The following is a 24567-nucleotide window of genomic DNA, read 5'->3' on the forward strand; positions in this document are numbered from 1 at the left end:
ATAGTATTGATACTAATAGAACGGTTACAATCATATTCTTATAAAAGAAAACAATAAAAAGGAGTGTCAAGTTAGTTGATAAAAGCTAAGGTTAGTTTACGGCCTATTGTTAGTAAAATAAATTTACCTACCGTGTTGAAAACAGCTATACTTCCTGGTGACTCATTTGAAAGCTTATTTATTGCAACCCAAGTAGGAGAGATCTTTTACATAAGAGACGAAGCTATACAGACTTTTTTAGATATTCGCTCACGAATCATAAAATTAGGTACGTCTGAACCAGGTGTTTCCCGGGGAGGATATGATGAACGAGGATTGCTAGGGCTAGCGCTTCATCCAGAATTTTATTATAACGGTCTGTTTTATCTTCATTACTCAGTAGCTGGAACACAAGGACCAGGTGCCCTTTCCGAACATTATAGGCCTAACCCGTGTGATCCTAAAACTTCAAACTTAAGGTGGTTAAATAGAGAAACTAAATATGATCATATTGATACAGTGGAAGAATGGGTTTTCCAACCAAATGCTCAGCCTCAAAAAAGACGGACGTTACTTAACTTAAGAAGACCATTTTTTAATCATAATGGTGTCAACAGCTTAAACTTTTCACCTGAAACTGGAAAACTTATCTTTACAACTGGAGATGGTGGATCAGGCTATGACCCCTTTAACTTAAGTCAGGATGATATAGAAATTTACGGGAAAATAATTGAAATTGATGTAGGTAAGAATACATTTATCCATAATCCACCCGTAGTCACACGCTTTAGTGAACTCCCCTCACCTATTCAGGAAACTCTTACGCTCATTGCTAAGGGTGTTCGCAATATAACGGGGATTTCATTTCAAAAATTTTATAATCAGTACATCAAATATGTGGGAAATGTTGGACAAGATGTAGTAGAGTCGATTTTTTCATTTGTTCATTATAAGCCAATACCTGTTCCTCAACTTGTTCAAGCTTCTTTAATGAGAGCTAAACCCAGCCAAGAAGGATTTATTAACCTTGGCTGGCGGGGATGGGAAGGAGATTTTCCGACTTCGTTTATAAAAAGGTGTTCTGAAAATCCGGCCTTGGATGAGAAAATAATTGCTTATTACAATGAAGCGGTAAAAACTTCAGTGAGACGTCTTCAGCCTTTAACAAGTTATTTTCACAAAGATCCCCGCCCCAATAAATTTGGAGGGACCTCCCTTACAGGAGTTCAGCCATATATGGGGAATAAAATCCCTAGCTTAACAGGAAGCGTTATGTTTACGGATATTGCACAGGTTAAAGAATCTCAATCCCCAGTTAGAGGAGTTTTAGCTTATACCAGAGCAGGTACAGATTGTAAGTTAAATGATTTTAGTGTTGTGGAGATTGATTATAATTTTGGTTCTCAAGCAGCTTACTACGTTAGTTTGGGAACGAACCTGGGTCAAACCAGGCTTTATTTAGGAGTGTATGGCTCTATGAAAGTGTCTGACTTTAATCAAGGTACTGTTTTTGAAATTGTTCCATGATTTATATTTATAAAATTCGACTGGATATCGATTTTCTTCCAAAAATCATAGCTTAATTTTTTCACCAGCTATTTTATAAGAATGAACAAATGAACTTTCTAGAAAATAAAAAAGCCTTTAATCAATAAAGCCCATAAAAGATTCATTTTATGGGCTACAGTACATACCTTTAGAAAGATAAAGAAATTTATCTTAACGGATATAACCTATTCCTGTAAAAGTAAATGCGACTTATTAGTCCTCTCTCTTAATTTCTTCATATATTCCATGTAAGAGTTGATATATCAGACAATGATCTAAAATAATGTAAAAACAGTTAACGGAGGTGAAATTCATGTACTTTTTAAAGTCTCTTTCAAATGAAGTAAAATCTGCGCAGCTTTTTTTTCATAGACTATCTAAAACTAAGCAGCTTGTATCAGTCGCTCTTTTCGCCAGCTTAGCAGCCCTTTTTCAATCAGCAGGAGGTTTCTTACCGGGAATAGGAATTTTTATTAGTCCCTTCTCTACTGCACCCATTCTTTTTTGTTTTACACTTTCGCTCCCTCTAGGATTTATTGCCTATATACTAACAAATCTGCTTCTTCTGATTATCCAGCCAAGTGAACTTATTATTTTTCCTTTTACAACAGGAATGTTGGGAATGGGCATAGGAGCTTCTTTTTACTTTTTTAAAAAGAGATTATACATTGTTGTAAGTGGTGCCACTCTATTAACTGTTGGGATTATTACCTTATTGTACGGTTTCAAATTCCCAGTACTAGGTCCCGTGATTTCCAGAAATTTTTCTTTTTCTACTACTGGTTTAATTTTTATATTTACTTTCCTTTATAGTTGGATTTGGGTTGAACTCAGCTTAGCTTATTTTAAAAAATTAAAAACATTTATTTCCTAGTGAATCTACAAATTAATCCCTTAACAGAGATAACTCGTCAAAATAATGGAGAAATCGCAATCAGCTTTTTAGAAGAACGTCAATTAGGACAATCTCATTTAAACTTTGTAAGGCTCTTTTCATTATATTTTTAAATTCAACTAAACTATTTGCCTGTTCTCCTTTAATTCCAAAGCTTTTTGCCAGTTGAACAAAATCTGGGTTTGTAAAAGTTACTCCATAGCTCTTACCAAACTTTTTGTTCATCATTTCCTGCTCTATTTTTAATGTAGAGTCGTTTAAAACAATAATGATGAATGAAAGTCCTAAGCGCTTTGCCGTCTCTATTTCAGCAAAATTCATTAAGACTCCTCCATCTCCAGTAATACAAATAGCTGGATCATTAGGGCAGGCTAGCTTAGCTCCAATTGAGCCTGGTAGAGCAATACCCATGGAAGCTAGACCATTTGATATAATGAACCTGTTAGGGTTTTTAGGTTGATAAGTTCGAGCTATAGATACTTTATGAGCTCCCACATCTGAAATCACAATGGTTTTCTCTGAAGAGAGCTTGTCAATAATATGCAAGATATTCTCGATTGTTAAAGGCAGTAAATTGCTGTCTATCTTTTTCTCTTCAATGTGATAAGATTGCTTAATTTGTTTTTGGAGATTACCAGAGGGAATCCATGGTTTAGAAGGAATATCAAGCTGATTGAATACTCGTAAAGTCTGCTTTATATCTCCAACCAATTCGACCTCTATAGGGTAATATTCATCTATTTCTGCCGGTAAAGTATCTATATGTAAAATTGGTTTTTTTTCCGTGTTCCATTCTTTGGGTAACTTTTCGACAAAATCAAATCCAATTGCAATAAGTAGGTCAGCTTCCTTTAAGCCTGCGAGCACCTCATCTTTTTCATTAAATCCAAACGTAAAGAAATTTTGCGGATGATTTTTAGCCAATACACCTTTAGCCATATAACTATGGGTAACCGGTGATTGAAGGCGTTCAATAAATGGCTGAAGCTCATCCACGGCTCCCTGTCTAACAGCGCCGTTACCGATAATCACAAAAGGTCTCTCATACTGTTTAATAAGAGTATTGGCAGCCTGAATGGAATTCAATATAGGTATGCTTACGGGTATAGATGTAGGTAAAATAGGTTTAATGGGAACGATTTGAGTTGCTAAGTCTTCTGGCAATTCTACTACTACGGGTCCTGGCTTTTCCATTTGTGCAATTTTAAATGCTTTTCGAATAATCTCAGGAAGCGTTTGTGCATCTTTTATCTGAACACCCCACTTCGTTGCCGGTTCCACCATTTTGATAATGTCCATATACTGGTGCGAATCTTTATGCTGCCTTCCCAAAGCAGCCTGTCCTGTTAAAGCAACAACAGGAGAATGGTCTAGCTTTGCACTAGATATACCTGTCAATAAATTAGTAGCTCCAGGGCCTAATGTTGATAAACATACCCCTACTTTGTTTGTTAACCTTCCGTATACATCTGCCATAAAAGCAGCTCCTTGCTCATGCCTCACATTCACGAATTGAATCTGTTTAGAGTTGGATAAGGAATCAATAAAATCCAAGGTCTCTTTACCGGGTATTCCGAAAATATATTCAACTCCCTCATTTTCTAAACATTGAACAAGTGTATCCGTCACTTTCATATTGTTCGACCTCTCTCTAGATAGTATTCTGACAAGCTTATGTGAAAGGAACAGCTCATTAATCTTTATCACATTTTTTAGTTTCAACTCGCAAAAATCCCAAACATATGCAAGAAAATCCTATTCACTAACTATTGTTTATAGTGTTGCCATTAGGTTCTTATGTTAAATATATTTTTTAGAGAATGTATAAATAATTGAATGAGTCAAAAAAATCGAAATGAAATTAGACCTCAATAACGGTTTCTTTGTTAGCGAACAAAAAAAGGCTTTATTTTCTCTACTATAACCTTACAGAAAGGTATCTTCTGTAACCCTTCCTCTATGTGGGCTGATTGAAAGTGTGGAGATACCCTATAAAACTTTTTATTAGAATGTAACATTTTGAGGAATGTAAAAAATCCCATATACAAATAATAAGGCGCATACTCGTTTAAATTGGAGGGAACGTTTTTATGAAAAGATTATTAATGGTGGGATTTATGTTGTTATTCTCACTAAACATGCTGGTTGAACCAAGTAGTGCTCGTGCTGAAACACAAGAACATCGTGTTAGTCAATCTCAGGTAAAGTTTGAAAATGAATTCAGAAGACTTTGGATGGATCATGTACTGTGGACAAGCAATTATATTACAAGTGCAACAACAGCAGGGTCAGAAGACCAAAAACAGGTGTTGACAAGATTATTAAAAAATCAAGAAGATATCGGGAATGCTGTTAAGCCGATATACGGAGAGAAAGCTGGGAATAGACTTACGGATTTGCTTAAGGAACATATTGTGATTGCTGGCAAGATTGTAGATGCAGCTAAAGCGGGAAAGAACGTCTTAGTGAATCAATTAAACAAAGAATGGTATAGAAATGCTGATGATATAGCAGCGTTCCTTAGCCAGGCCAACCCTTACTTAAAAAATGAAGACTTGAAAAAATTACTGTATATGCATCTAAAATTAGTGACAAATGATTTATCTGCAAGCTTAGAAAAAGATTGGGAGGCAAGAATCGTTTCAATTGATGAAGGAGTATCACATATTATCTTAATGGCAGATACTATATCTGCGGGAGTTGTGAAGCAGTTTCCAAAGAAATTTAATAAATAATTTTGATAATATCCAGTATTATTTGAAATTTCTTCATAAAACACTGCATCTGTAAGGGCTCTTTTGCTCGATGACTCTAAGAAACCTTAGGTTCACTAAAAAGGTACACGTAGATATTTTGCATAAAGCATCATAACCAAAGGTTTATTAAATTTAAACACTGGGTATTATCAAATCAAGACGATGTGTTAAGAGTACCGCCCGTGCATAGGGTGTGTCCTTCTCTATTCTATAAAAAATGGCGCCTAAAACGGCGTCATTTTTTATGTGGAAACAAGTTTACGGATTCTAGTGCGAAGGTTGTATTTATATGAAAAAGGTATATAGATTTCTATCTAATCGAATGTATTTTTACGCCACTATTCAAAAGTTTTTTGAGTGAACTTCCCTTTCTTTTGGACAGACGGCTCCCATTATGCTCTCGCATCTAATTTAGGTTCATATTTATGAATTCAATACCCTTAATGATTGTGTGAACAGTGGCTAATACTCAACTTCTATCATTTCCATGTTTATTTGAAGTTTTTGCACGAGAACCTCACTATGATGTTATAGTCATACACTTGTTACATTTTAATGGAATGAGTGATGATAAAGAAAGTTAAAAAGATCAAATTAATTTAAGTTTAAGATGTCTCCATTGGGATAATATATAAATAAGCTAGATTTAATGATAATCTGGTTTATTTTCTACATTTTAGGAGGCAACAAAAAATGGAACACGGTAAAGTGAAATGGTTTAATGCTGACAAAGGTTTTGGATTTATTGAGCGCGAAGGTGGAGAAGATGTATTTGTTCACTTCTCAGCTATTCAAGGTGAAGGCTTTAAATCCTTGGATGAAGGGCAAGAAGTGACTTTTGATATCGAAGAGGGACAACGTGGACCACAAGCGACAAACGTAAATAAAGCATAAGAAACCATACTAAAAAACAGACTCTATTTTCAGAGTCTGTTTTTACTTAAAAAGATTTTTATATCAACACTTATTCATCAATAATTATAGTTCGTGTTTTTTTAACTCTTCTTCAAAGAAAAAGGTACTTGGGTATTTATCGACTGTATAAGAGTATCTTTTCATATTTTTTACATAATGACTTTTTAAGATTGTCACTAATTCATTCGATACTCTTATCGTTACTACTTCTCCATTACTAAATATTTTCTCACTCATAGCCATTATCCTTTCTCGCATCAAAAATAATCAGGGATTATTTTCTATATGTTTTTTTACGGCCTACTGTTTCTTTTCTCCCTCTATTTCTCTTACGTTCTGTTTTTGCCTTTTTATTACGAAGTGGTGCCACTTCAGACAATTGGACAGAGGTCATATTTGATTCTTTTGTTAAGAGCTTTAAAGTGGCTGACAGTAAAGAAACAGAATCCACTTCTTCTAATAACTTTTCCGCCATTGGCTTGTATTCCACAAACTCCCCCTTGTCGATAGCGGCCAAAACCTGGTGAATGATTGCTTCCTGATGCCCTGCCATTACCTCACTAGAAGTAGGAGGTGATTGTCTAGACATTTTGGTTTTCGTGACATCTTCGATCACTTTTAAGTGATTACGTTCTCTTGGAGTTATAAAGGTAACTGCCAATCCCTTAGTACCTGCCCGTCCTGTTCGGCCAATACGATGAACATAGCTTTCAGGGTCCTGAGGAATATCAAAATTGTAGACATGGCTAACACCTGTAATATCAAGTCCTCTTGCTGCAACGTCGGTTGCAACCATAATCTCAATCGTATGATTCTTGAATTGACGAATTACATCGGCACGTTTGGATTGCGTAAGATCTCCATGAATGCCTTCTGCTGCATACCCACGCTTTTTTAGCCCTTCAGCAAGTTCATCCACACGTTTTTTTGTGCGTCCAAACACAATAGCAAGGTCTGGTGATTGAAGGTCTACGAGATTACAAAGAACATCAAATTTTCGATTCTCTGAAATTTCCATATATTGCTGCTCGATGTTCTTTACCGTTAACTCCTTCGCTTTTACTTTTACGAGTTCAGGATCGTTCATAAATTTCTGGGCTAGACTTTGTACTTGCTTCGACATGGTTGCTGAAAATAGTAAGGTTTGATGGGGAGAAGAGATGCCGCCAAGAATCGTTTGGATATCTTCAATAAAGCCCATATTTAACATCTCATCTGCTTCATCCAGAACAGCTGTACGAATATGATTTAAACGAATGGTTCTTCGCTTCATATGGTCCTTAAGGCGCCCTGGGGTTGCCGAGATAATATGCGGTCTGTTTTTAAGGGCTTTGATCTGACGATTAATATCCTGACCTCCATAAATGGGCAGCGTTTTAACTCCTTTTACCTGTCCAATTCGGTTTAACTCCTCTGCTACTTGTATAGCCAGTTCACGTGTCGGTGCTAAGACTATTCCCTGAATCCCTTCTTCACCAAGCTCAACCCGCTCTATAAGAGGAATGCCAAAAGCTGTTGTCTTTCCAGTACCGGTTTGAGCTTGTCCAATTAGATCTTTACCCGTCATAGCTATCGGAATGGATTCAGCCTGAATCGGCGTAGCCTCTTCAAAACCCAAGTTATGAACTGCCTTTTCAATGGCCTTGCTTAAATTAAAATCAGAAAATTTTTTCATTTTTTTGTGCTCCTTCTCTTACTTAAATTCAGAAATGAAAAAAGTACTCTTTAACGAGAGATATTATTTATTCATTTCTGCGTATTGGAAATCAGAGTTATTATTCACGAACATCTTATTTTAGCGTATCTATACAAGGCGAATTCATGCCTTATTTTATCCGCGCTTACGTGTATTTATAAATTTTTATAGGATCTATAAAGTGTGGTTTAATTTAGAAAGATATGGTTCTCACTATTTCTTTTTTAAAAGGTATACTATTTAGGAGGAGGGATGATGTAGTTATGTATTATAACCATAGGAAGAAAAATCAAGAGCCCTTACCTAAAGAACAAATAGAGATTTGGGAATGTGAATCAGAAGAATGTAATGGTTGGATGAGAAAAAATTTCTCTTATCAAAAACACCAAAAGTGTCCTTTATGTGGCCATAAAATGAGAACAGGAGAACGGCTTTTAGGTGCGTCTCCTAATCCCCATCAAAAATAATTTATATCCGTCTGTTGTAAAAATCTATAAAAAACTTACGGCACTTCTTTAACTGAAAGTAAACTTCTTACCAAACAAACATGCCATATTTGCTTTGTATTTCTAGTGTATGGTTAACTAGTCCATACCTTGTACCTTCGTATTATCCAAAAATCAGCCTTAAAACGCTGGTTTTTCTATTATAACGAGATTTTAAAATAAGATATAATATATCTTTTGCGAGCTACTGAAATCAAAAGTAAAAAAAAAGACTCCTAGGTGGAGTCTTTTTTACTCATTTTAATTATGCTACTTTATGAACGTTAGCAGCTTGTGCTCCACGTTGGCCTTGTTCGATGTCAAACGTTACTTTTTGACCTTCTTCTAATGATTTAAAGCCTTCACCTTGAATAGAGCTGAAATGTACGAATACATCGTCTCCGCCTTCAATTTCGATAAAACCGAAGCCTTTGTCTGCATTAAACCATTTTACTGTACCTTGTTCCATAATATTGCCTCCTAGTGTGGAATCTCCACACTTGTATTACTACCCTTGTCCAACCATACTATCTTAAGATGAAAATTTCTATGGAAGAGATTTCTCTTCTCTCAATCCCACACCGAACAAAAATAATTAACCTAAGCGTAACACACAGAACGGAAGATAGCAAATACAGAAAAATAGATAAAATTCAAGGTGGAAATATATGTATCTTATTAAGAACTAATTTAAGGTTTACTAGCAGTACGTAAATTCAATGGACTTTCACCATTTTTGCACCTCTGTAGATTACTTACAAAATAATAAGCGCATTAAGAAACCTGCTGTTTTTGGGTATATGAAATTTTTCATAAAATTGATATCTTGGGCATAATACAGGATAGACACTTGGTAGAGGGGGGATTGTGTGAGACTGAAGGATGGAAACTTTTATACAGACAGTAGAACGAATAAGGTATATAGATTAAATGAAGATAACAAAGGAAGCTGGTACCTGAGTACTCATGATGATGAAGATAATAATCAAATGTCAAGAACTTCAGGACGTAACATGATGAAAATGTTAAAGAGCTTTTATAACAAAGTGAACGACAGTTGAAAATGTACAGCTCTGGAAAACAGCATAAAAAATATAAAGCTAGCTGTGTTAAGCTAGCTTTATTTCTAATTTATAGAGCTAGTTATCATAATGTTTTTTAGGGATTAAGCAACAATACTAACAAAAAAATTTTTAGCCTTGCCATTGGGAATCACCCATTATTTAATTTCGATTGCAGAAGCCTTGTTGTCCCAATCCGACGCCATAATACCATTTCTATATTGTTTTTTGAAAAATCATCTATAATTGATATTGTTTTAATCTCATATTGAGATATATAATAAAAACAAGAAAAAGAAAACGCTTTCTATATTTAAATACATTGTTACTTCTCAAACTATAAGGAGGATTTAAAATGAGCCAAGTGGAAAGAAATTCTAAAGTGCAGAAATTAGTTGAGTATCAAAAATTCAATGAAGAAGAAGTTTCGAAGATGACAGATCCGCAGGTTGAATATTATCACTGGCTCTATTTTGATGATTCTGCTTATGATTATATGTAACTCAATTATAAAATAAGAAAAAAGCACAAAAACGTTTGGTTCCAACGGGTTTGTGCTTTTTTCGTTTCTTTAATTATGCGATTACTGGTTTTTAGTCCCATTTCCTGTGACAACAAAGTGAGGGCTGTCTTCCTTCCGGTTGAAAAGTCTCCAGAACTCACTATATTCATCGTCTTCTGACGTATCCGGAAATACCTCTAATAAATAACCTTGAGATAAAAAGATCTTTAGCCCTCCTACTTCGTCCGATTCAACTCTTTCTACAATCATTTGTTCGTTTATATCTTCTATAATCGATTCAATTCGTTCTCTGCTTTTTCCCTTCTCTTACTTCGCTGATTGTCTTTATAAATTCACGCTCAGTTACTCCTAGATAGGAGTCGGAGCGACGAACATACACAATTCTGAGGTTTCTGTAAGGCTCGGGTATTGAAAAGAGTTGTACTAATCCTTCCCTCTCATATCTTTCCGCTAATGACCGGGCTATAAGTGTCACACCAAGACCAGAAACTACTGTCCCCATAATCGTTTCAAGTGTAGCAAATTCCATGATTTTTGGTGATACTATTTGTTCGTCTTGTAACCACTGCTGTAGTCTTTCTCTATATTGGCAGCCTTCATTAAATAAAATGAATGGTAAGTGCAGTAACTCTTTGGCAGACTGAATCTGCTTCTTACCTTTTTCATTTGCACTGCATACAAGTACAATTTCTTCATCAAAAGCCGGAATTTGATCAAGCGTTGACACATTTACTGGTTCTGCTACAAATGCCCCGTCTAACTGAAACTTAAGAACTTTCTCTATTAATTGTGTACTTACTCCTGATACTAGAGAAATATCCACATTTTTGTGCTTATTATGATAGGAAGAAATGATTTCAGGAAACCCTACTACCGTTTCAACTAATCCAATACATAATGATCCAACAAGGTTACGCTCATCTTGAAATGCTTTCTGTATTTCATCCATCAGCCGCATCATTTGTTCTCCATATGTTAAAAGTTTTCGACCTTCTACATTTAATGTCATTCCTCGTCTGTGACGATGAAACAATGGGTGTCCAATTTTTCGTTCAAGAGACCGAATGCGTGCTGTTACATTTGGTTGGACATAGCCTAGCTTATCAGCGGCAAGGCTTACACTGCCGTATTCTGCTACAGCCATAAATATGCGTATATCTTCTACTTCCATAAACATCCTCCTTTCCACTTACATTCATTTAGGTATTAATAATAGTGATATCTACAATCATTTATCATTATTTTACAAGATATCAAGCTCTAGATAAAATAATGACATCCGAGTGCTACTGCAACTATTTAGTAGAAATTACGTAAAGTTCTTAAAATGAGGTGACTGAAAGGAGGAAATCTGATTGTTTTATTTACTATTGTTTCTTGCCATCATTTTGGAGGTAATCGCAGTATTTTTTCTTAATCTTACAAATGGATTCACAAACTTTGTTCCTACTGTTTTTGCCATACTATTTTATTGTTCTTCAATTGCTGCTTATATGCTACTCAACGCCAAAGGTGAAGTAGGAGTAGCAAGTGCTTTGTATGCAGGAGGAGCCACCGTACTTGTTGTGGTCACAGGTATTATCTTTTTTGATGAAACTATTTCCTTATCTAAAATTTTAGGTGTTTCTCTTATTATAATTGGTGCAGTTTCTCTTAACATTAAAGAGAGCTCTAAAGAAAGGATGACAGCGTAATGGGATACGTATTTTTAACGGTTGGCTTAATTTTAGGCATTGGAGGGCAAATGTGTGTAAAACTATCCAAAGGTTTTAGACAAACTGTTCCCACAATAGGGGCATTTCTACTCTTCATTGCTTGTATTTATTTTATTTCTCTAACGACACACTATTTTGAAATGGGCGTCGTTTTTGCTATATGGGCAGGGCTGACGATTGTTAGTACAACGCTGTTAGGTATTTATATATTTAAGGAATCAAAAAACAAAAGAAAGATTGTCTCGATTACTCTTATTATTACAGGTGTTATTATACTTAAAGCTTTCTAATAAAAATAAGCTAAATAAGGCCCTTACTTAACTTATAAGTAAGGGCACCATAGAAGGAGTTAAAAACAAGGAGGTATTGGTCATCGACCGTCCATTGCTATAGTTGGTTATTGGTAAATAGTAACAGTGTAATGGGTCATTGGATTATTGGTTTTATCACTTGCCATCACAATAGTACTTTGAGTACACTAAACATTCTCCTTCTATGCCTTGAAGGGAGTCTCACCTCTTCAAGGATTAAAAATATTTATCTCCATCAAACTCTAACTCTATTTGATAGTTTTTAGCGTTAATTAAATTCGATAATCTATTTGCTTTCTTTTCAACCTCTAGACCTTTTAGACGATATTGTTCAGGATCAAATGTAGCCACTTTAATAATGGATACCCCTTCTCCATAGTAGGGATATTCTTCTTTAGATGATGATCCAAACTCTTTGTATTTTCTTGCTTTGGCACGTAATTGAGTGGCGTATTCAATCGCTTCTACAATTGTTAGTTTGTGTTCATTATAAGTAATATTATTTTGAATATTGGCTTGATACATTAATTTATCAAGTAGACGCAAATCCTTTCGAATATCCTCTAAATCCTGTTCAACATGAGATAGTGATCGAGCTTGAGGAGGAATCCTCTCCCCTTTTTCAATCTCTACAAATGCAACACGGTCCATCTCTTCTTCTAATTCGTGTATTCGTTTTGATAATACACTTTTCAATTTCACAGCCTCTGCTAGAGAAATCTTAGACATAGATCAAAGCTCCTTTATCCATAAACTTAATTTTTACTATTTTATTGTTCTAATACCTTTTCATAATAAGGAGGTGTTGTGCCACTTCCGCCATCCCCTGAAACACTGCTGCGATCTACTTTATAAGACATTACATAGCGTCCTTTTTGTTTACCTTTAGTCCAGTTTTCTTCAAACGTCACTAGATAAAACTCTTTATTTAATTTTTTAGCACGAGTTTTTCTTTCGATTTGATACCCTCCAAAAGCTCCTTTCCATGTTCCAACTTTAGCAGGAAATAAATCAATATCTGTTCCTTCACCACTTGTCGCAAACTCTATGGCATCTTCTTTCGTAAATGGCGGAAGGCTAGGTGATAGCGCTTCTAATATACTCCAACTGAGAAGTGAAAGAATAAGAGGTATAATTAGCAATACCTTTGTACTTTTTTCCCTGTCAATTCTTCTTTCTACCCACCAATCTATACATGCATATAACATAGCGGCTGCCATCCCGTAATAAGCCAAATGTGTATCTTGAAAAAACAAACCGTTAATTAAGCCTAATATGCCGTGGAAGAAGACAAATAGCCACCTCATGTTGGGAAGCCATTTCTTTCGAATAGCGTCCAGTATAACTGAGACAAAATTTCCATATACAGCAATAACGGCCCCTACATAAAAAAGATATACAAGGAACCACCCTACCATGTCATTTCCAGTATGATACGATAGTTCTTCTCCGTCAGTTAGTTGTTGAATCAGACCTGTTATTGTCAAAAGGTAAGCTAAAATAAAGCTTGTAGAAAGAGTTGTTATCGTCTTTCTCAAAATCACATAATCTTTTTCACTTTCCATAAAGGGTACCTTTTTCTACTTATTTCTATATATTTTATATTAAACCATATTTCTTCATATAAAGGTGACTTACAAACAAAAAATTGTGATTGATACTAATTGTTTTAGTGGCTTTGTTGTAGTAAGTCGTTAATCACAGAAGTACATATATTAAACTGATTTGTGTTAGACTGTTACAAGCTTAATACTTTGAAAAAGAAAGGCTGAAAAAAACATGACACAAACGAATACAGCATTTCGTGATGCGCTTATCAAATCACTGCGAGGTGAAAGAGGCCATCTTCCGACGATTAACGCAATAACTGATATTAATATAGAGCTTGCTTCACATAAACAAAAGGAATTACCTTATTCTATTTATCAATTAGTGAAGCATATGAGCTATTGGCAAGACTTTTTACTTGCCCTTGCTAAAGGAGAAAACCCTGAAAGACCGAAAAGTGTAAGTGAAAGCTGGCCTGAACACCCTGCTCCGGTTGATGAGAAAGAATGGAAAAAGACAATCCAGCATTTTTGTAATGGAATTGACGAAGCATGTCACTTAGCTGATACATTAGCAATCGAAGAACCTCTGGATGCTTGGCCAAGTGAAACCCCAGGGGGATTACTGCGTAATATTGCTTCTCACAACAGCTATCATCTAGGTGAAATTGTCATTATGAGAAGGTTAAACGGAGCATGGCCACCGCCAACAGGAGGCTTTCCTGCTTAGAGAGACATAATGCAGAAATAAAGCTCTAAAAAGCGTCCATTAAACACTTTTAGAGCTTTATTTTAGCTGTGTACTCTTATCTTTATGAATAATGACAAGTCTTCCTCTGCATTTCTGACAATCGAAAAGTGTTCAACGTTGTAATGACCATGTAAAGTTTCATTATAATGCTTTATGATTTGTTCAGCACTTAAACCATTACTGTCCGTTGTTGAATGTCTATCACCCACTAATGTCAAACCATCCCATTGATTGTAGCTGTTTTGACTGCACTATCTATACAATGTTGTCTCTAAATTTATGACAAGCTCAGTGAGCAACTTAACGAATGTTCTTTGCCCCTTGGTCTCTTAACTAGTTCTCCTCCACAGTTAGGACAAATATAAATCGCGTTTTCACTACATTTATCACAGAATGTACATTCATGAGTACAGATATAAGCGACAGAGCTATTATGGAGTTTCTTATTGCACTTTTCGCATGTATTTCTCATTTCTAAAGCCATTAAATCCCTCCTTTTGATATAATTAAATTGTATTGTATAAATTTCTATTTTCACATATCTATTTTATTGTATTACTAATTAATAGCTTTAATATTGACGGAAAATTCATTATTTTAATTTATAATTTAAAGCGGGGTATGTTTTATGGATGAAATTGATCAAAATATATTACTATATCTACAAGAGAATGCTCGTTTGTCTTTTACACAGTTGGGAAAGCTGGTTGGCTTATCTACCCCTGCTGTTAATGAAAGAGTAAAAAAACTTGAAGAAAAAAACATAATAGATGGATATAGAGCAATAATTAATCCTGAAAATTTCAACAAACCTGTAACAGCTTTTATTTTATATAGCAATACAAAATGTAAGCAATTCGTAGAATATTGTAAAGAGCACCCTCAAGTTATCGAATGTCATCGTTTGGCAGGCCAATACAACTATCTAGTAAAAGTTTTAACTAATTCCGTTCAATCTCTTGAAACATTTATTGATGAATCTATGGCTTTTGGAGAGCCGTCTACATTGATTAAGCTTTCCTCACCAGTTGTCTATAAAGCAATAAAATAGAAAGGGAGAAATATCTAATATGAAAAAACGGATTTTGAGTTGGAGCATTCTTGTTGGGATTATTATTATTGTAGCTATTGGTATACCAAGGATAACAGCTAATGAAGCACTCCCTTTAGGTTCATCAGAAGAAAAAAGAAAGTAGAAGAACTCGAAGAAAATTTCCGAAAGTAGTCACTTGAACCACTGGATACGTTTATGGTGCAAAGTTACCAAGCAAAGCCGAATGGACATCAGTGGAATAGTGTGAAACAAAAATCAATTAAAAATTACCGTGTCACATATTACACGTTTTTTGGATTTCGTTACATGGAAGCAGAAGTTAGTTGAACCTAACATGGAAAGATAAGATTTGCGCAGAATATTATGCCACATGCCCGTTTTTTTCTTAATCATGATCAATCCGATGTTACATAGATATAAAAAATAAACGTACAAAAAAAGGTAATGCAACATGCACTACCTTTTTTGTATTGTAATTGTTCTCTAAAACATCTGAAATTATTTTAAAGTTATCAATATTATAGATTAAAAGGATTTTATTACCTTTTATGGTATACTCAAACCTAAACTATTCTTAAGGAGTGAACGAATTGGAAGTGAACAACCAAACTCAAATGAGAACAGTTATTGAGTAGATGTCTAATGCAAATACCAATTTTAGAAAAGGTGATGTGTGTAGATGAGTCAAAGATATGTTCAGAATCGTTTATTTGCTTACTTATTGGCTGTGTTTTCCGTATATTTACTTATCAGTAAAAGTAGCTTTATACCATGGTCCATCCTTGCATTTATAGTAGTTAGCACAAACGTAATAGATAAAAGATATAAGTCTTCAGGAAACACTAAGAGATATATTTTTGCTAATAAAAGACTAGATTTTGTGTACAGACTTTTTTTATCTATGGGTGTTTTATTTATTATGATGAATCTACTTGTCTTAAAATTAGGTACAATATCTGTACTATATGTTCTTCTTCTACTATTTTTGACATCCATATTACTGTTCACTAGTCATATGGAATAATACGCTGTCTGTAGAATAACGAATGGTGGAGTTTTATCAATTAGAGAGGAGCATAAAATTGCAATCAACTTTTCAAATAACATTTAAAGACATACTACTCATTATTCTAACCTTATTACTTGTCACCTCCGTATTAGTAAATTGCGCTAGTTATTTTAATAGCAAACAAATCGAAAGCATCAGTTCACAATGTTACGATAAAGGTGGAGAAGTCAAACTCGAGATACATAACCCTTTTACCAATGATTATTCTTTTATGTGTAGGTAGGCGTTATCTATCCACTCCAGTGTTTTTTCATGAATGCAGGGACATTTTTATTTTGCATTTTAACAAACGGTCTTTGCAAAAATAAATAAGCGCAGCTACTTACTTCAGCTACGCTTATTTATTTAAATCTTTATGTTGATATTGACCTATAAACCACTCAATTCTCTACCTATACCTTATCGAGGTGAAAATCTCTTCATTATGGTCTGTACATGTCATAGCTCTACTGTTTAGTCTCAAATTAACTCCAACGTTTTTCGAGACGCAATATGATGGTAAACTGCACCAATCATACCTGATTGATTTCCAAAACTAGTAGACCTGATAACAGCAGAGAATGCTGGATCAATTTCTAAGATTCTCTGTTTTAATTCGTTTATGAATGTTTTTCTTGAAGTAATCCCTCCCCCAATATAAAAGGTAGGAGGAGCAAACACATAATATAAGTTTAAGATGTTCATTGCCAATCCACTATATAAGTCACTAACCAGAAGTGATGCCATTTCTTCCCCTTGGTCGTAAGCTTCAAAAATTTGTTCACCTGAAACATTTTGAAAAGGTATGCTCATACACGTTGCATATTTTTCACGAATGACTGCCAGCGTAGCTGTTTTGTTAAATTTATGATTTTCTGCAATATCACTCGTAACGTGTTCACTGAACATATGTCCAAACTCACCAGACCGGTTACGTCTCCCTCTATAAAGAGCGTCGTTCAAATAAATTGCGCCTCCAATTCCTGTTCCAATAGTTAGACAAAGAAAGTCAGTCTCTTCTTTTGCACTTCCTTTCCATTTTTCTGCTAGAGCTACACAATTCGCATCGTTTTCTGCACTTATTGCCAAATCAGGAAATCGCTCTTTAAAGTATTCAAAGATATTGAACCTATTAAAATCTTCAATAGCACCGCCCATTTCAATAAAACCTGTATTAGGATTAATAAAACCAGGTATGCTTAGAGCTAGCCCTACTACATCAGAATCCATTCGGCTTTCAATTTGAGTAAGAATAGTCGGCCCTTTCCTAGTGTCTAGAGGTATTTTTACGGATTCAACAAGATCACCGGAAAGAGAAAATTTCCCCATTTTTAAATCGGTACCACCAATATCACAAGCTAATACAAATTTCATGACATATCCTACTTTCTTCTTCAAAATATTGACTATAACTTCATTATAAGTCCATAAATAAAGAATTACCCCCTATAAAAGTATACCGGGGGTAATTCTTTATTTAGTTGTTTCAAGCAATATTACTTTCTGATTGCTTTTTTGCTTCGAGCTCTTCATTGTAAGAAATACGATCTTGCATTCTGACAAAAGGAAGATAAATCATTACTGACATTGCAATGGTTACTATTTGCAATAAAGCCCCTCTCCAGCCGCCAATCAAGAAGCCAGAAACAACCGGCGGTGTGGTCCAAGGAACCTGAAGTGCATTGAAAGGCTCTACCCATCCCCAAATGATAGAAAAGTAGACCATAAATGATGCGATTGCAGGAACAACAATAAAAGGAACAAACATTATTGGGTTAAATACAATTGGCATACCAAAAATGATTGGCTCGTTTATATTGAATAAGCCAGGAGCTAAAGATAATCGACCGAGCTGCTTTAAGTGCGATGATCGGGCCACTATAAGGGCTGCAATAATAAAACCAATGGTAATACCTGATCCTCCAAGTTTCGTAAATACATCCAAGAATTGAATGGTTACAACTTTAGCATTTTCGCCTACAACAAGCTCTTTACCAGAATCCAATATTGCTTGGTTTTGTAGAGCATTGGCTGTTAGAAGCGGTCCCATTACTCCCATAATAATGGCAGCACCATGAATTCCACACCACCAAAGAAGTGACATTAAGACCATGATAAGAACTGCACCAGTAAGCGTGTCCGTCAAATTTTGCACGGGTACTTGCAGCAGTTTATAAACAATTTCAGTGAATGTCTTATTTGCAAAAGCTTGGCATAATCCAAAGACAATGGCAGCTACTGTAATAATGGCAAAGCCAGGAATTAGTGCAGAGAACGAGTTCGCAACACCTGGCGGAACACCTTCTGGCATTTTAATACGAATATCACGCTTAATAAACTGCGAATACACAAAGCCAACAAATAGACCAACTACAATCGAGGCTAGTACACCCTGCCCGCCGGTCCAAACTTTGGGAATAACACCTGTGACGGTTTCTCCGCTTTTTGTCAAGACAGAGGCCTGAGTGATAATAAGGAAGGCAACTACACCTAAAATACCAGCTGGAGTACCTTCAATTTTTTCGTTCCGGACGTATGAATAAGCTATTCCAAACACACCAATAAGAGCCAGAATATCAAATGTAGAACCGACAACCTGGGTAAGTGGAAGGTTCCACTGTTCTCCAAAGAATTTCACCATAGTCTCTTCCCAACCTGGAATCGGGGCAGCGAGAATTAGTAGAAAGAGAGAGCCGATAATTGTCATCGGCATTGTTAAAATAAACCCATCCTTAATTGCAAGTGTTGGCTTTGCATTTGCAAATCGAAGGAAGAACGGGGTGAACTTTTCAAATACACTTTCTAAGCGACCCATAGGGGTACCTCCTTAAAGTTCTTCTGCACGTGTAGCGATAATATCCTTGTACCAAAAGAATGACTGCTTTCGTTTTCTTGCAAGATTATCTTTATGATCGACGTAAATAAACCCGTATTGTTTTTTATAACCATTTAACCAGCTAAGCAAATCAATGACAGACCATGCAAAGTACCCTGAGACGTTAATTCCTTCCATGACAGCTTTTTTGACAGCGCTTAAATGATTTTCAATATAGTCGATTCGAGGTTGATCATGAATCTCTTCACCAACGATAGGATCTTCATCTCCTAAACCGTTTTCCGTGATATACATTTTGATGTCCCCGTAGCGTTCTTTAAGCATACGCATCCCTTCTAGAAAGGCGTCAGGAGCAATTTCCCATCCCCATTTGGTATATACCTTTTCTTCCATCATGACTGTTTTGTATACACCGTCAAATGAAGGGTTTCCAGGTTTACCTGTTGAGTTCTCACGTCCACCAGACAATACGAGCGCTGAATCGTTTTTCATTACGCGCTGTGGGCAGTAATAGTTTAAACCGATGAAATCATTCATAGGTGCCGTTCTATGAAGTAAATCCAGTTCTTCTTCTGTCATTTGCGGGAGTAGCCCTTTAGCCTCGAGCTCTTTTATTACATATTGTGGGTAAGATCCTTTCAAAATTGGATCATAATACCAATGTGTCGAATAGGCATTCGCATGTCTTTCTGCAAATTTGTTCTCTTCGTCCTCATCAATGCTAAACGCCGGGTTAAAAACATGAGTAATGCCAATTTCACCCTTATAGCTTGACTGTTTAAAAAGTTCAACTGCACGAGCATGAGCCACAAACACATTATGTGTCGCCTGAAAGTATGCTTTCGCATCCCCTTCAATTCCTGGTGGGTGAGCACCGGTTAAATAGCCTAACGAACAAAAAATAACGGTTTCGTTGAAGGTAATCCAATTCCGTACTCGATCGCCGAATGCTCTGAAACAAACATCGGCGAATTCGACAAATGCATCTGCTGTTTTAGGGTTTAGCCATCCTCCTTTTTCTTCAAACGATTGAGGAAGGTCCCAGTGATACAATGTGACGAACGGAATAATTCCATATTTTAAACATTCATCAATCACATTATTATAGAACTCTAATCCTTTTTGATTTACTTCACCTGTTCCATTGGGAAGAATACGTGTCCAGGCAATAGAGAACCGATAGGATTCAAGCCCCATCTCTGCCATAAGTGCGATGTCTTCTTTATATCGGTGGTAGTGATCAATAGCCACATCACCGTTTGTTCCTTCAAATGTTTTGCCGGGAATCTTTGAGAAGACGTCCCAGTTTGAAACTCCTTTACCATCCTCGTTCCATGCACCTTCTACTTGGTAGGAAGCTGAAGCTGCACCGAACAAAAAATCTTTTGGCATTTTCAAATCATTCACCTCGTTTATTTATTCGCTAATTTAATTGCGTGTTCAAGTACTTTTGCACCATTCATCATGCCGTAATCCACTGTGTTAATGACATCAATTGCGACACCTTTTGGCTCACAAACAGATTTTCCTTTGTTCAACAAATACTTCACCTGAGGACCTAATAAAGCAACATCTATATCATCAACATACTTTTCCATCTCCGATTCAGGATAAGCTGCAATCTCAGCTTCTACACCACGCTCACCAGCAAACGCTTTCATTTTCTCCACTAACATACTTGTAGACATACCCGCTGCACAGAATAATCCAATCTTCACCATATCAATTCATCCCTTTCAATAAGTTAATTTCTTTTTGCATGTTCATCATATGATCCAATAGCTCTTTTACTAAAATCGTGTTCATTAAATGGTCTTGGGCATGCACCATCAATACACCAACCCGTGCCGATTTTCCTTGGGCCTCTAGTGTGACAAATTTTGTTTGAATAGCATGTGCTTCGTTTAAAATTGAATTCGCTTTTGCTACTTCTGCTTCTGCCTCTTCTACTTTGTTTTCTCTGAGCAGATGTAAAGCAGCGTGGTAGCTCGCTTTAGCATCACCTGAAAATGCAATTAATCCAAAGATATCTTCAGAGCTAATCTCAATCGATTCTTCAACCATATATGTACACCCTTTCATAAGTACAAATCTAATTTGTTGGTACAAATTTTATAAATTTATAATAACTCACTCAGATTCATATGTAAACTATTTTTTTTATTTTCAGACAAAAAAAAAGAGCCCTGAGCTCTCTTTGCACCTTAACTACCCTTCATATTTGATACTTTTAGCAATTTTACATGTTTGAAGTGATGCACTGACTGTGAATAATCAAAAATAGCACCGTTTATTAAATAAACCGTATTATCTACCACCAAAGCCGGATCGTTCTCTTTTAATCCTAATAAACCAGCTTGCTCAGACATGAGATAATCGGCACGAATAACACGATCGGCAAAGCCAATTGCTAGTTGCTGGTCATTGCGTAAATATGTATAAATGGATTTTTTCACAATATTTTCATCAAGATATTTAACAAGATTTTTGTTAAAATATGAAGTTTCAATTGAAAATGGATCTCCATCAACATATCTTAGCCTTTTCACATAATAAATAGGTGATCCAATTTTGCACCCCATATTTTGAGCTAGTTCCTCGTCCGCAGTAATTACTTTAAAATCCAGGAGCTTGTTTTCTACAAGACGGTCACTAAAGTCATTGGTAACTCCTTGTAGCTTTTCAAGGTTAACGTATCCACTGTTATGATGATTACGAATAAATGCACCGCTGCCCTGAACTTGATATACATATCCTTTATTTACGAGAATTTCAATTGCTTTTCGTACTGTATTACGGCTCACCTGATACTTTGCCGCATATTCATCTTCAGTCAAAAGTTTGTTTGTTTTTTGATAAACATGCTGAGTAATATCAGATTCAATTTGGCCAGCTACTTGCAGGTATTTTGGAATCATTCCGTTTTACACCTCTCTATACAAACTAAAAAACTAGGGATTATTATAGCATAAAATACTGAAATCGTAATCATGACAGTAGTTAAAATGGATGATTACTATAAATGGGACAACAAACCAAGTATATTTTATCTAAGGTGTATTATTTATGTACATGCAAAACCGAATATACATTAGTGGAGCAGTGTGACAGAAAAATCAAATAAAAAGTACTACGTTGCATATTATGCGTTTTTTGGATTCCGTTACATGGAAGTAGAAGTTAGTTGAACCTGATATTTATAATAATACGGTAAAATCAAAACAAAGATCCCTTAGTTATACTTTTACGAACTCTCGACTTTAGAGAGAACGGTATCCGCTAATTAATTAAATGCGTGATCTTATTTTCCATCTATAAAAAACTATTTTTAAATTCACATCATACTGTCTGTTCTCGGCAGGTATTTTTCTATACGTTCATATGTTACAATAGAGTAAGAACATAAATTAAAATTATATGGTCTCTTTGTACCCTGGGTTTCCTTATAATGGAAAGAGGTACTTTTATGAATATACTTGAAATAAAAAAAACGCTTTATACTCTGATTCAATATGAGGATAGCGCTATTACTCATACCATTCCTCAAGTACTGGAACTGTCGTATTGTAAAACATCTAAGATTTTTCAAATCACTACACTTACGGATCAAAAAACCTTAAATTATAACGATTATGATATAGATAACGCTTCTGAAGCTTTATACAAGATCTTAAACTGAAGAAAGCGATTCAATGATTCTTCTATCTTTTATTTAACAAACGTGCAATTGCACAATATACTATTTTAAACAAAAGAAACTCCTGGTATATGTTCAGGAGTTTCTTTTTTGTTTTTCTAATGTATACAGGATACAAATCTAATTTAAAAAACTCACCTAAAGATATTTAAAACAGCACGAAAACGTACAGATGATGCCACTATTCCTTTAATTAAAAAATCCCTCTAAAAGGTTTAGCACCACCTAAAGATTCATATAATATGTATCTTTAAAATTGTAAAAGTTGCTTTGGTTATTTTCATTTTACAGGTTATTTACTAGAAGTGATTCCTAAAAAATGAAGTGCGTTTTTTACGGTAGCCATTGTCGGGGTAGAACCTAAATTAATACCTAGCTGTACAGCAGAGCGAGATAATTCTGGTCTTAATCCTGTTAAGATACATTGCACTCCAAGTAGTGACATAACGCTATTAATTTTAAAAAGATGCTCCGTTACAATTGAATTCAATGTATAAATACCAGAAAAGTCTATAATTAAACAATTTATATTTTGTGTCTGCACTTTTACTGGAACAGCCATTAAAAGTTGGTTTGCTCTTTCCTCATCTATGGATCCTACTAAGGGAAGTACAGCGATTCCCTCTAAAAGAGGAACAAGGGTTGTAGACAGTTCATTTATTTGCTTTATTATTTCTTTTTGTCTTGTTTCACTCTCTTTTTTTACCGTAATATCTCTCACATAGGTTTGGATTACTTTTTTATCTCCCAGCAGCAAGGGATGACAATATAATTCAACATTAACAGTTGTCCCGTCCAATCTAAATATGGTTTCCTCAATAAGCTCTGCTGGACGTTCATAAGCAGATTGGATTCTTTTCCTTATTGCTGCTTTAGATGTTTCTTGAAATATATCTAAAGGACTTGCACCTATGATATCTTCCCTTTTTCCTCTAAAAAAATGTTCAGCCGCGTGGTTAACATATATAATCTTATGATTTGAATGAATAATGAGTGGATCTAACGCATATTCAATGACTTCCTGATAATCAATACCTGAAATGTTTTCATTCATAATTTTCACTCCTTAATATGAAGGTTAGACTACTATTTCCAATTTATCAAGGGTTCAATTGCTTGTTTAAGATCTTAAAAAATGATAATAAAGTTTCCTTTGAAGTTATAAATAAGAAATAGTAAGAAAATAGAAGATTAAAAGGTCGTCTGTCCTTTACAGAACAAAAATAAAAACAGCCCTTAGAAATGAATTCAAGGGCCCTCTCTGCATTTATTTAAATCATACTTTCTTACGAGTTAAATCATGGTGTAAGGCTGTATCAGGAACTGTAGGATTAGGATGATTTTTTTTCACTTCAAACGAGAATTCTTTTTGATGACCAAATATATTAATTCTTCTTTTAGATCATTTACAGAGTTTTGTCTTTTCCTCTTTTGCCCTTTACCCTATTCTCATTTGAATGAATCGTTTGATCTCTATTTCTTTTTCTTCTACTAAGAAAATAGATAATAAAACCTACTAAAACTAATAAAGTAATTAGAAGGATACTTGTAGGAAAGTATAACGTCCCTATGTGGATACCAAAAAATTGAATCATTACCCTTTCACCTCCATATGAGAGTAGTAAACGACTCAAGTAATATACTTTTCGTTCAGTATCTTTCCGATTCATAAACCCTTCGTACAGAAGAACAAATATTATATATAAAGCAACATGCTAGTATGATTTACTAATACTTCTCGATCACTTAG

General features: G+C 35.2%; 28 protein-coding genes and 1 pseudogene. 13 read left to right on the forward strand and 16 right to left on the reverse strand.

Translation table 11 applies throughout. From position 1 onward, the window contains the following. The first annotated feature begins 75 nt into the window (after positions 1 to 75). Together ACFX40_RS00215 and ACFX40_RS00220 are read left to right on the forward strand one after the other, a co-directional pair. On the forward strand, positions 76 to 1506 hold the full coding sequence (locus ACFX40_RS00215) for a PQQ-dependent sugar dehydrogenase (protein WP_377253814.1): 1431 nt from the start codon (positions 76 to 78) through the stop codon (positions 1504 to 1506). A gap of 334 nt (positions 1507 to 1840) precedes the next feature. Then, positions 1841 to 2401: a hypothetical protein gene (locus tag ACFX40_RS00220; protein WP_377253816.1), complete on the forward strand. Its 561-nt coding sequence runs from the start codon at positions 1841 to 1843 to the stop codon at positions 2399 to 2401. Positions 2402 to 2461: 60 nt separating this feature from the next. On the opposite strand, the gene ACFX40_RS00225 is transcribed toward ACFX40_RS00220, so the two are convergent. Then, the gene (locus tag ACFX40_RS00225; protein WP_252124407.1) at positions 2462 to 4057 is read right to left on the reverse strand and encodes an acetolactate synthase large subunit; all 1596 of its coding nucleotides are present in this window, start codon (positions 4055 to 4057) and stop codon (positions 2462 to 2464) included. A 455-nt stretch (positions 4058 to 4512) separates the two neighbouring features. Here ACFX40_RS00225 and ACFX40_RS00230 point away from each other — a divergent pair, with 455 nt between their 5' ends. Together ACFX40_RS00230 and ACFX40_RS00235 are read left to right on the forward strand one after the other, a co-directional pair. Continuing rightward, entirely contained in the window at positions 4513 to 5157 is a 645-nt protein-coding gene (locus tag ACFX40_RS00230; RefSeq protein ID WP_377238501.1) for a glycosyltransferase, read from the forward strand. A gap of 714 nt (positions 5158 to 5871) precedes the next feature. After that, positions 5872 to 6072, forward strand: a complete 201-nt coding sequence (locus tag ACFX40_RS00235) for a cold-shock protein (protein ID WP_016766383.1) — start codon at positions 5872 to 5874, stop codon at positions 6070 to 6072. A 295-nt stretch (positions 6073 to 6367) separates the two neighbouring features. On the opposite strand, the gene cshA is transcribed toward ACFX40_RS00235, so the two are convergent. Continuing rightward, positions 6368 to 7768 carry a degradosome RNA helicase CshA gene (cshA, locus tag ACFX40_RS00240; RefSeq protein ID WP_098578997.1) on the reverse strand — a complete coding sequence of 467 codons (1401 nt, stop codon included), beginning with the start codon at positions 7766 to 7768 and terminating at the stop codon, positions 6368 to 6370. 284 nt (positions 7769 to 8052) lie between these two features. Here cshA and ACFX40_RS00245 point away from each other — a divergent pair, with 284 nt between their 5' ends. Then, positions 8053 to 8256 carry a cold-shock protein gene (locus ACFX40_RS00245; RefSeq protein ID WP_028410031.1) on the forward strand — a complete coding sequence of 68 codons (204 nt, stop codon included), beginning with the start codon at positions 8053 to 8055 and terminating at the stop codon, positions 8254 to 8256. 283 nt (positions 8257 to 8539) lie between these two features. Here the strand turns inward: ACFX40_RS00245 and ACFX40_RS00250 are convergent, their stop codons facing one another. Further along, positions 8540 to 8743, reverse strand: a complete 204-nt coding sequence (locus ACFX40_RS00250) for a cold-shock protein (protein WP_013056405.1) — start codon at positions 8741 to 8743, stop codon at positions 8540 to 8542. 400 nt (positions 8744 to 9143) lie between these two features. On the opposite strand from ACFX40_RS00250, the gene ACFX40_RS00255 reads away from it, so the two are divergent. After that, a complete protein-coding gene (locus tag ACFX40_RS00255) occupies positions 9144 to 9335 on the forward strand; it encodes a hypothetical protein (protein WP_028410030.1) in 192 nt (63 codons plus the stop codon). A 355-nt stretch (positions 9336 to 9690) separates the two neighbouring features. Continuing rightward, positions 9691 to 9837, forward strand: coding sequence for a BH0509 family protein (locus tag ACFX40_RS00260; protein ID WP_013056404.1), 147 nt, complete (start codon positions 9691 to 9693; stop codon positions 9835 to 9837). Between the two features lie 81 nt (positions 9838 to 9918). On the opposite strand, the gene ACFX40_RS00265 is transcribed toward ACFX40_RS00260, so the two are convergent. After that, the gene (locus ACFX40_RS00265; protein ID WP_377253818.1) at positions 9919 to 10107 is read right to left on the reverse strand and encodes a hypothetical protein; all 189 of its coding nucleotides are present in this window, start codon (positions 10105 to 10107) and stop codon (positions 9919 to 9921) included. A gap of 28 nt (positions 10108 to 10135) precedes the next feature. Then, positions 10136 to 11029: a LysR family transcriptional regulator gene (locus ACFX40_RS00270; protein ID WP_335570936.1), complete on the reverse strand. Its 894-nt coding sequence runs from the start codon at positions 11027 to 11029 to the stop codon at positions 10136 to 10138. A 184-nt stretch (positions 11030 to 11213) separates the two neighbouring features. On the opposite strand from ACFX40_RS00270, the gene ACFX40_RS00275 reads away from it, so the two are divergent. Next, entirely contained in the window at positions 11214 to 11552 is a 339-nt protein-coding gene (locus tag ACFX40_RS00275; RefSeq protein WP_028410021.1) for a DMT family transporter, read from the forward strand. After that, positions 11552 to 11863 (forward strand): DMT family transporter, encoded by a 312-nt coding sequence (locus tag ACFX40_RS00280; protein WP_377253820.1) that lies wholly within the window; start codon positions 11552 to 11554, stop codon positions 11861 to 11863. Before ACFX40_RS00275 ends, ACFX40_RS00280 begins: the two co-directional genes overlap by 1 nt. A gap of 237 nt (positions 11864 to 12100) precedes the next feature. Here ACFX40_RS00280 and ACFX40_RS00285 read toward each other — a convergent pair whose 3' ends face one another. Together ACFX40_RS00285 and ACFX40_RS00290 are read right to left on the reverse strand one after the other, a co-directional pair. Beyond that, positions 12101 to 12613: a DIP1984 family protein gene (locus tag ACFX40_RS00285; protein WP_377238496.1), complete on the reverse strand. Its 513-nt coding sequence runs from the start codon at positions 12611 to 12613 to the stop codon at positions 12101 to 12103. Positions 12614 to 12654: 41 nt separating this feature from the next. Then, positions 12655 to 13449 (reverse strand): hypothetical protein, encoded by a 795-nt coding sequence (locus ACFX40_RS00290; RefSeq protein ID WP_098333461.1) that lies wholly within the window; start codon positions 13447 to 13449, stop codon positions 12655 to 12657. 214 nt (positions 13450 to 13663) lie between these two features. Here ACFX40_RS00290 and ACFX40_RS00295 point away from each other — a divergent pair, with 214 nt between their 5' ends. Next, entirely contained in the window at positions 13664 to 14161 is a 498-nt protein-coding gene (locus tag ACFX40_RS00295; RefSeq protein ID WP_272767397.1) for a DinB family protein, read from the forward strand. 62 nt (positions 14162 to 14223) lie between these two features. On the opposite strand, the pseudogene ACFX40_RS00300 reads toward ACFX40_RS00295, so the two are convergent. Next, positions 14224 to 14450: pseudogene (locus ACFX40_RS00300) on the reverse strand (hypothetical protein); the annotation flags it as partial. A gap of 9 nt (positions 14451 to 14459) precedes the next feature. Further along, positions 14460 to 14666, reverse strand: a complete 207-nt coding sequence (locus ACFX40_RS00305) for a DUF1272 domain-containing protein (RefSeq protein WP_081732057.1) — start codon at positions 14664 to 14666, stop codon at positions 14460 to 14462. Positions 14667 to 14810: 144 nt separating this feature from the next. On the opposite strand from ACFX40_RS00305, the gene ACFX40_RS00310 reads away from it, so the two are divergent. Together ACFX40_RS00310 and ACFX40_RS00315 are read left to right on the forward strand one after the other, a co-directional pair. Next, entirely contained in the window at positions 14811 to 15233 is a 423-nt protein-coding gene (locus ACFX40_RS00310) for an Lrp/AsnC family transcriptional regulator (RefSeq protein ID WP_098333463.1), read from the forward strand. Positions 15234 to 15252: 19 nt separating this feature from the next. Continuing rightward, positions 15253 to 15378 (forward strand): hypothetical protein, encoded by a 126-nt coding sequence (locus ACFX40_RS00315; protein ID WP_377253822.1) that lies wholly within the window; start codon positions 15253 to 15255, stop codon positions 15376 to 15378. 1386 nt (positions 15379 to 16764) lie between these two features. Here ACFX40_RS00315 and ACFX40_RS00320 read toward each other — a convergent pair. The 6 genes from ACFX40_RS00320 to ACFX40_RS00345 all read right to left on the reverse strand — a co-directional run bounded on the left by ACFX40_RS00320 (position 16765) and on the right by ACFX40_RS00345 (position 22038). Beyond that, complete coding sequence (locus ACFX40_RS00320; protein ID WP_377253824.1) at positions 16765 to 17658, reverse strand: ROK family protein; 894 nt, start codon at positions 17656 to 17658, stop codon at positions 16765 to 16767. A gap of 112 nt (positions 17659 to 17770) precedes the next feature. Next, positions 17771 to 19099, reverse strand: a complete 1329-nt coding sequence (locus ACFX40_RS00325; protein ID WP_098333466.1) for a PTS sugar transporter subunit IIC — start codon at positions 19097 to 19099, stop codon at positions 17771 to 17773. A gap of 12 nt (positions 19100 to 19111) precedes the next feature. Beyond that, positions 19112 to 20518, reverse strand: coding sequence for a GH1 family beta-glucosidase (locus tag ACFX40_RS00330; protein ID WP_377253826.1), 1407 nt, complete (start codon positions 20516 to 20518; stop codon positions 19112 to 19114). A 14-nt stretch (positions 20519 to 20532) separates the two neighbouring features. Further along, positions 20533 to 20841: a PTS sugar transporter subunit IIB gene (locus tag ACFX40_RS00335; protein ID WP_098333468.1), complete on the reverse strand. Its 309-nt coding sequence runs from the start codon at positions 20839 to 20841 to the stop codon at positions 20533 to 20535. A gap of 1 nt (position 20842) precedes the next feature. After that, positions 20843 to 21184, reverse strand: a complete 342-nt coding sequence (locus ACFX40_RS00340) for a PTS lactose/cellobiose transporter subunit IIA (protein ID WP_098333469.1) — start codon at positions 21182 to 21184, stop codon at positions 20843 to 20845. Between the two features lie 140 nt (positions 21185 to 21324). Continuing rightward, a complete protein-coding gene (locus ACFX40_RS00345) occupies positions 21325 to 22038 on the reverse strand; it encodes a GntR family transcriptional regulator (protein WP_098333470.1) in 714 nt (237 codons plus the stop codon). 548 nt (positions 22039 to 22586) lie between these two features. Here ACFX40_RS00345 and ACFX40_RS00350 point away from each other — a divergent pair. After that, positions 22587 to 22799 (forward strand): hypothetical protein, encoded by a 213-nt coding sequence (locus ACFX40_RS00350; RefSeq protein WP_016766369.1) that lies wholly within the window; start codon positions 22587 to 22589, stop codon positions 22797 to 22799. 310 nt (positions 22800 to 23109) lie between these two features. Here the strand turns inward: ACFX40_RS00350 and ACFX40_RS00355 are convergent, their stop codons facing one another. Next, the gene (locus tag ACFX40_RS00355) at positions 23110 to 23871 is read right to left on the reverse strand and encodes a PAS domain S-box protein (RefSeq protein ID WP_098248853.1); all 762 of its coding nucleotides are present in this window, start codon (positions 23869 to 23871) and stop codon (positions 23110 to 23112) included. Positions 23872 to 24567: the final 696 nt, after the last annotated feature.

The sequence above is a fragment of the Priestia sp. YIM B13552 genome (assembly GCF_042787775.1).
Classification (GTDB): Bacteria; Bacillota; Bacilli; order Bacillales; family Bacillaceae_H; genus Priestia; species Priestia megaterium_E.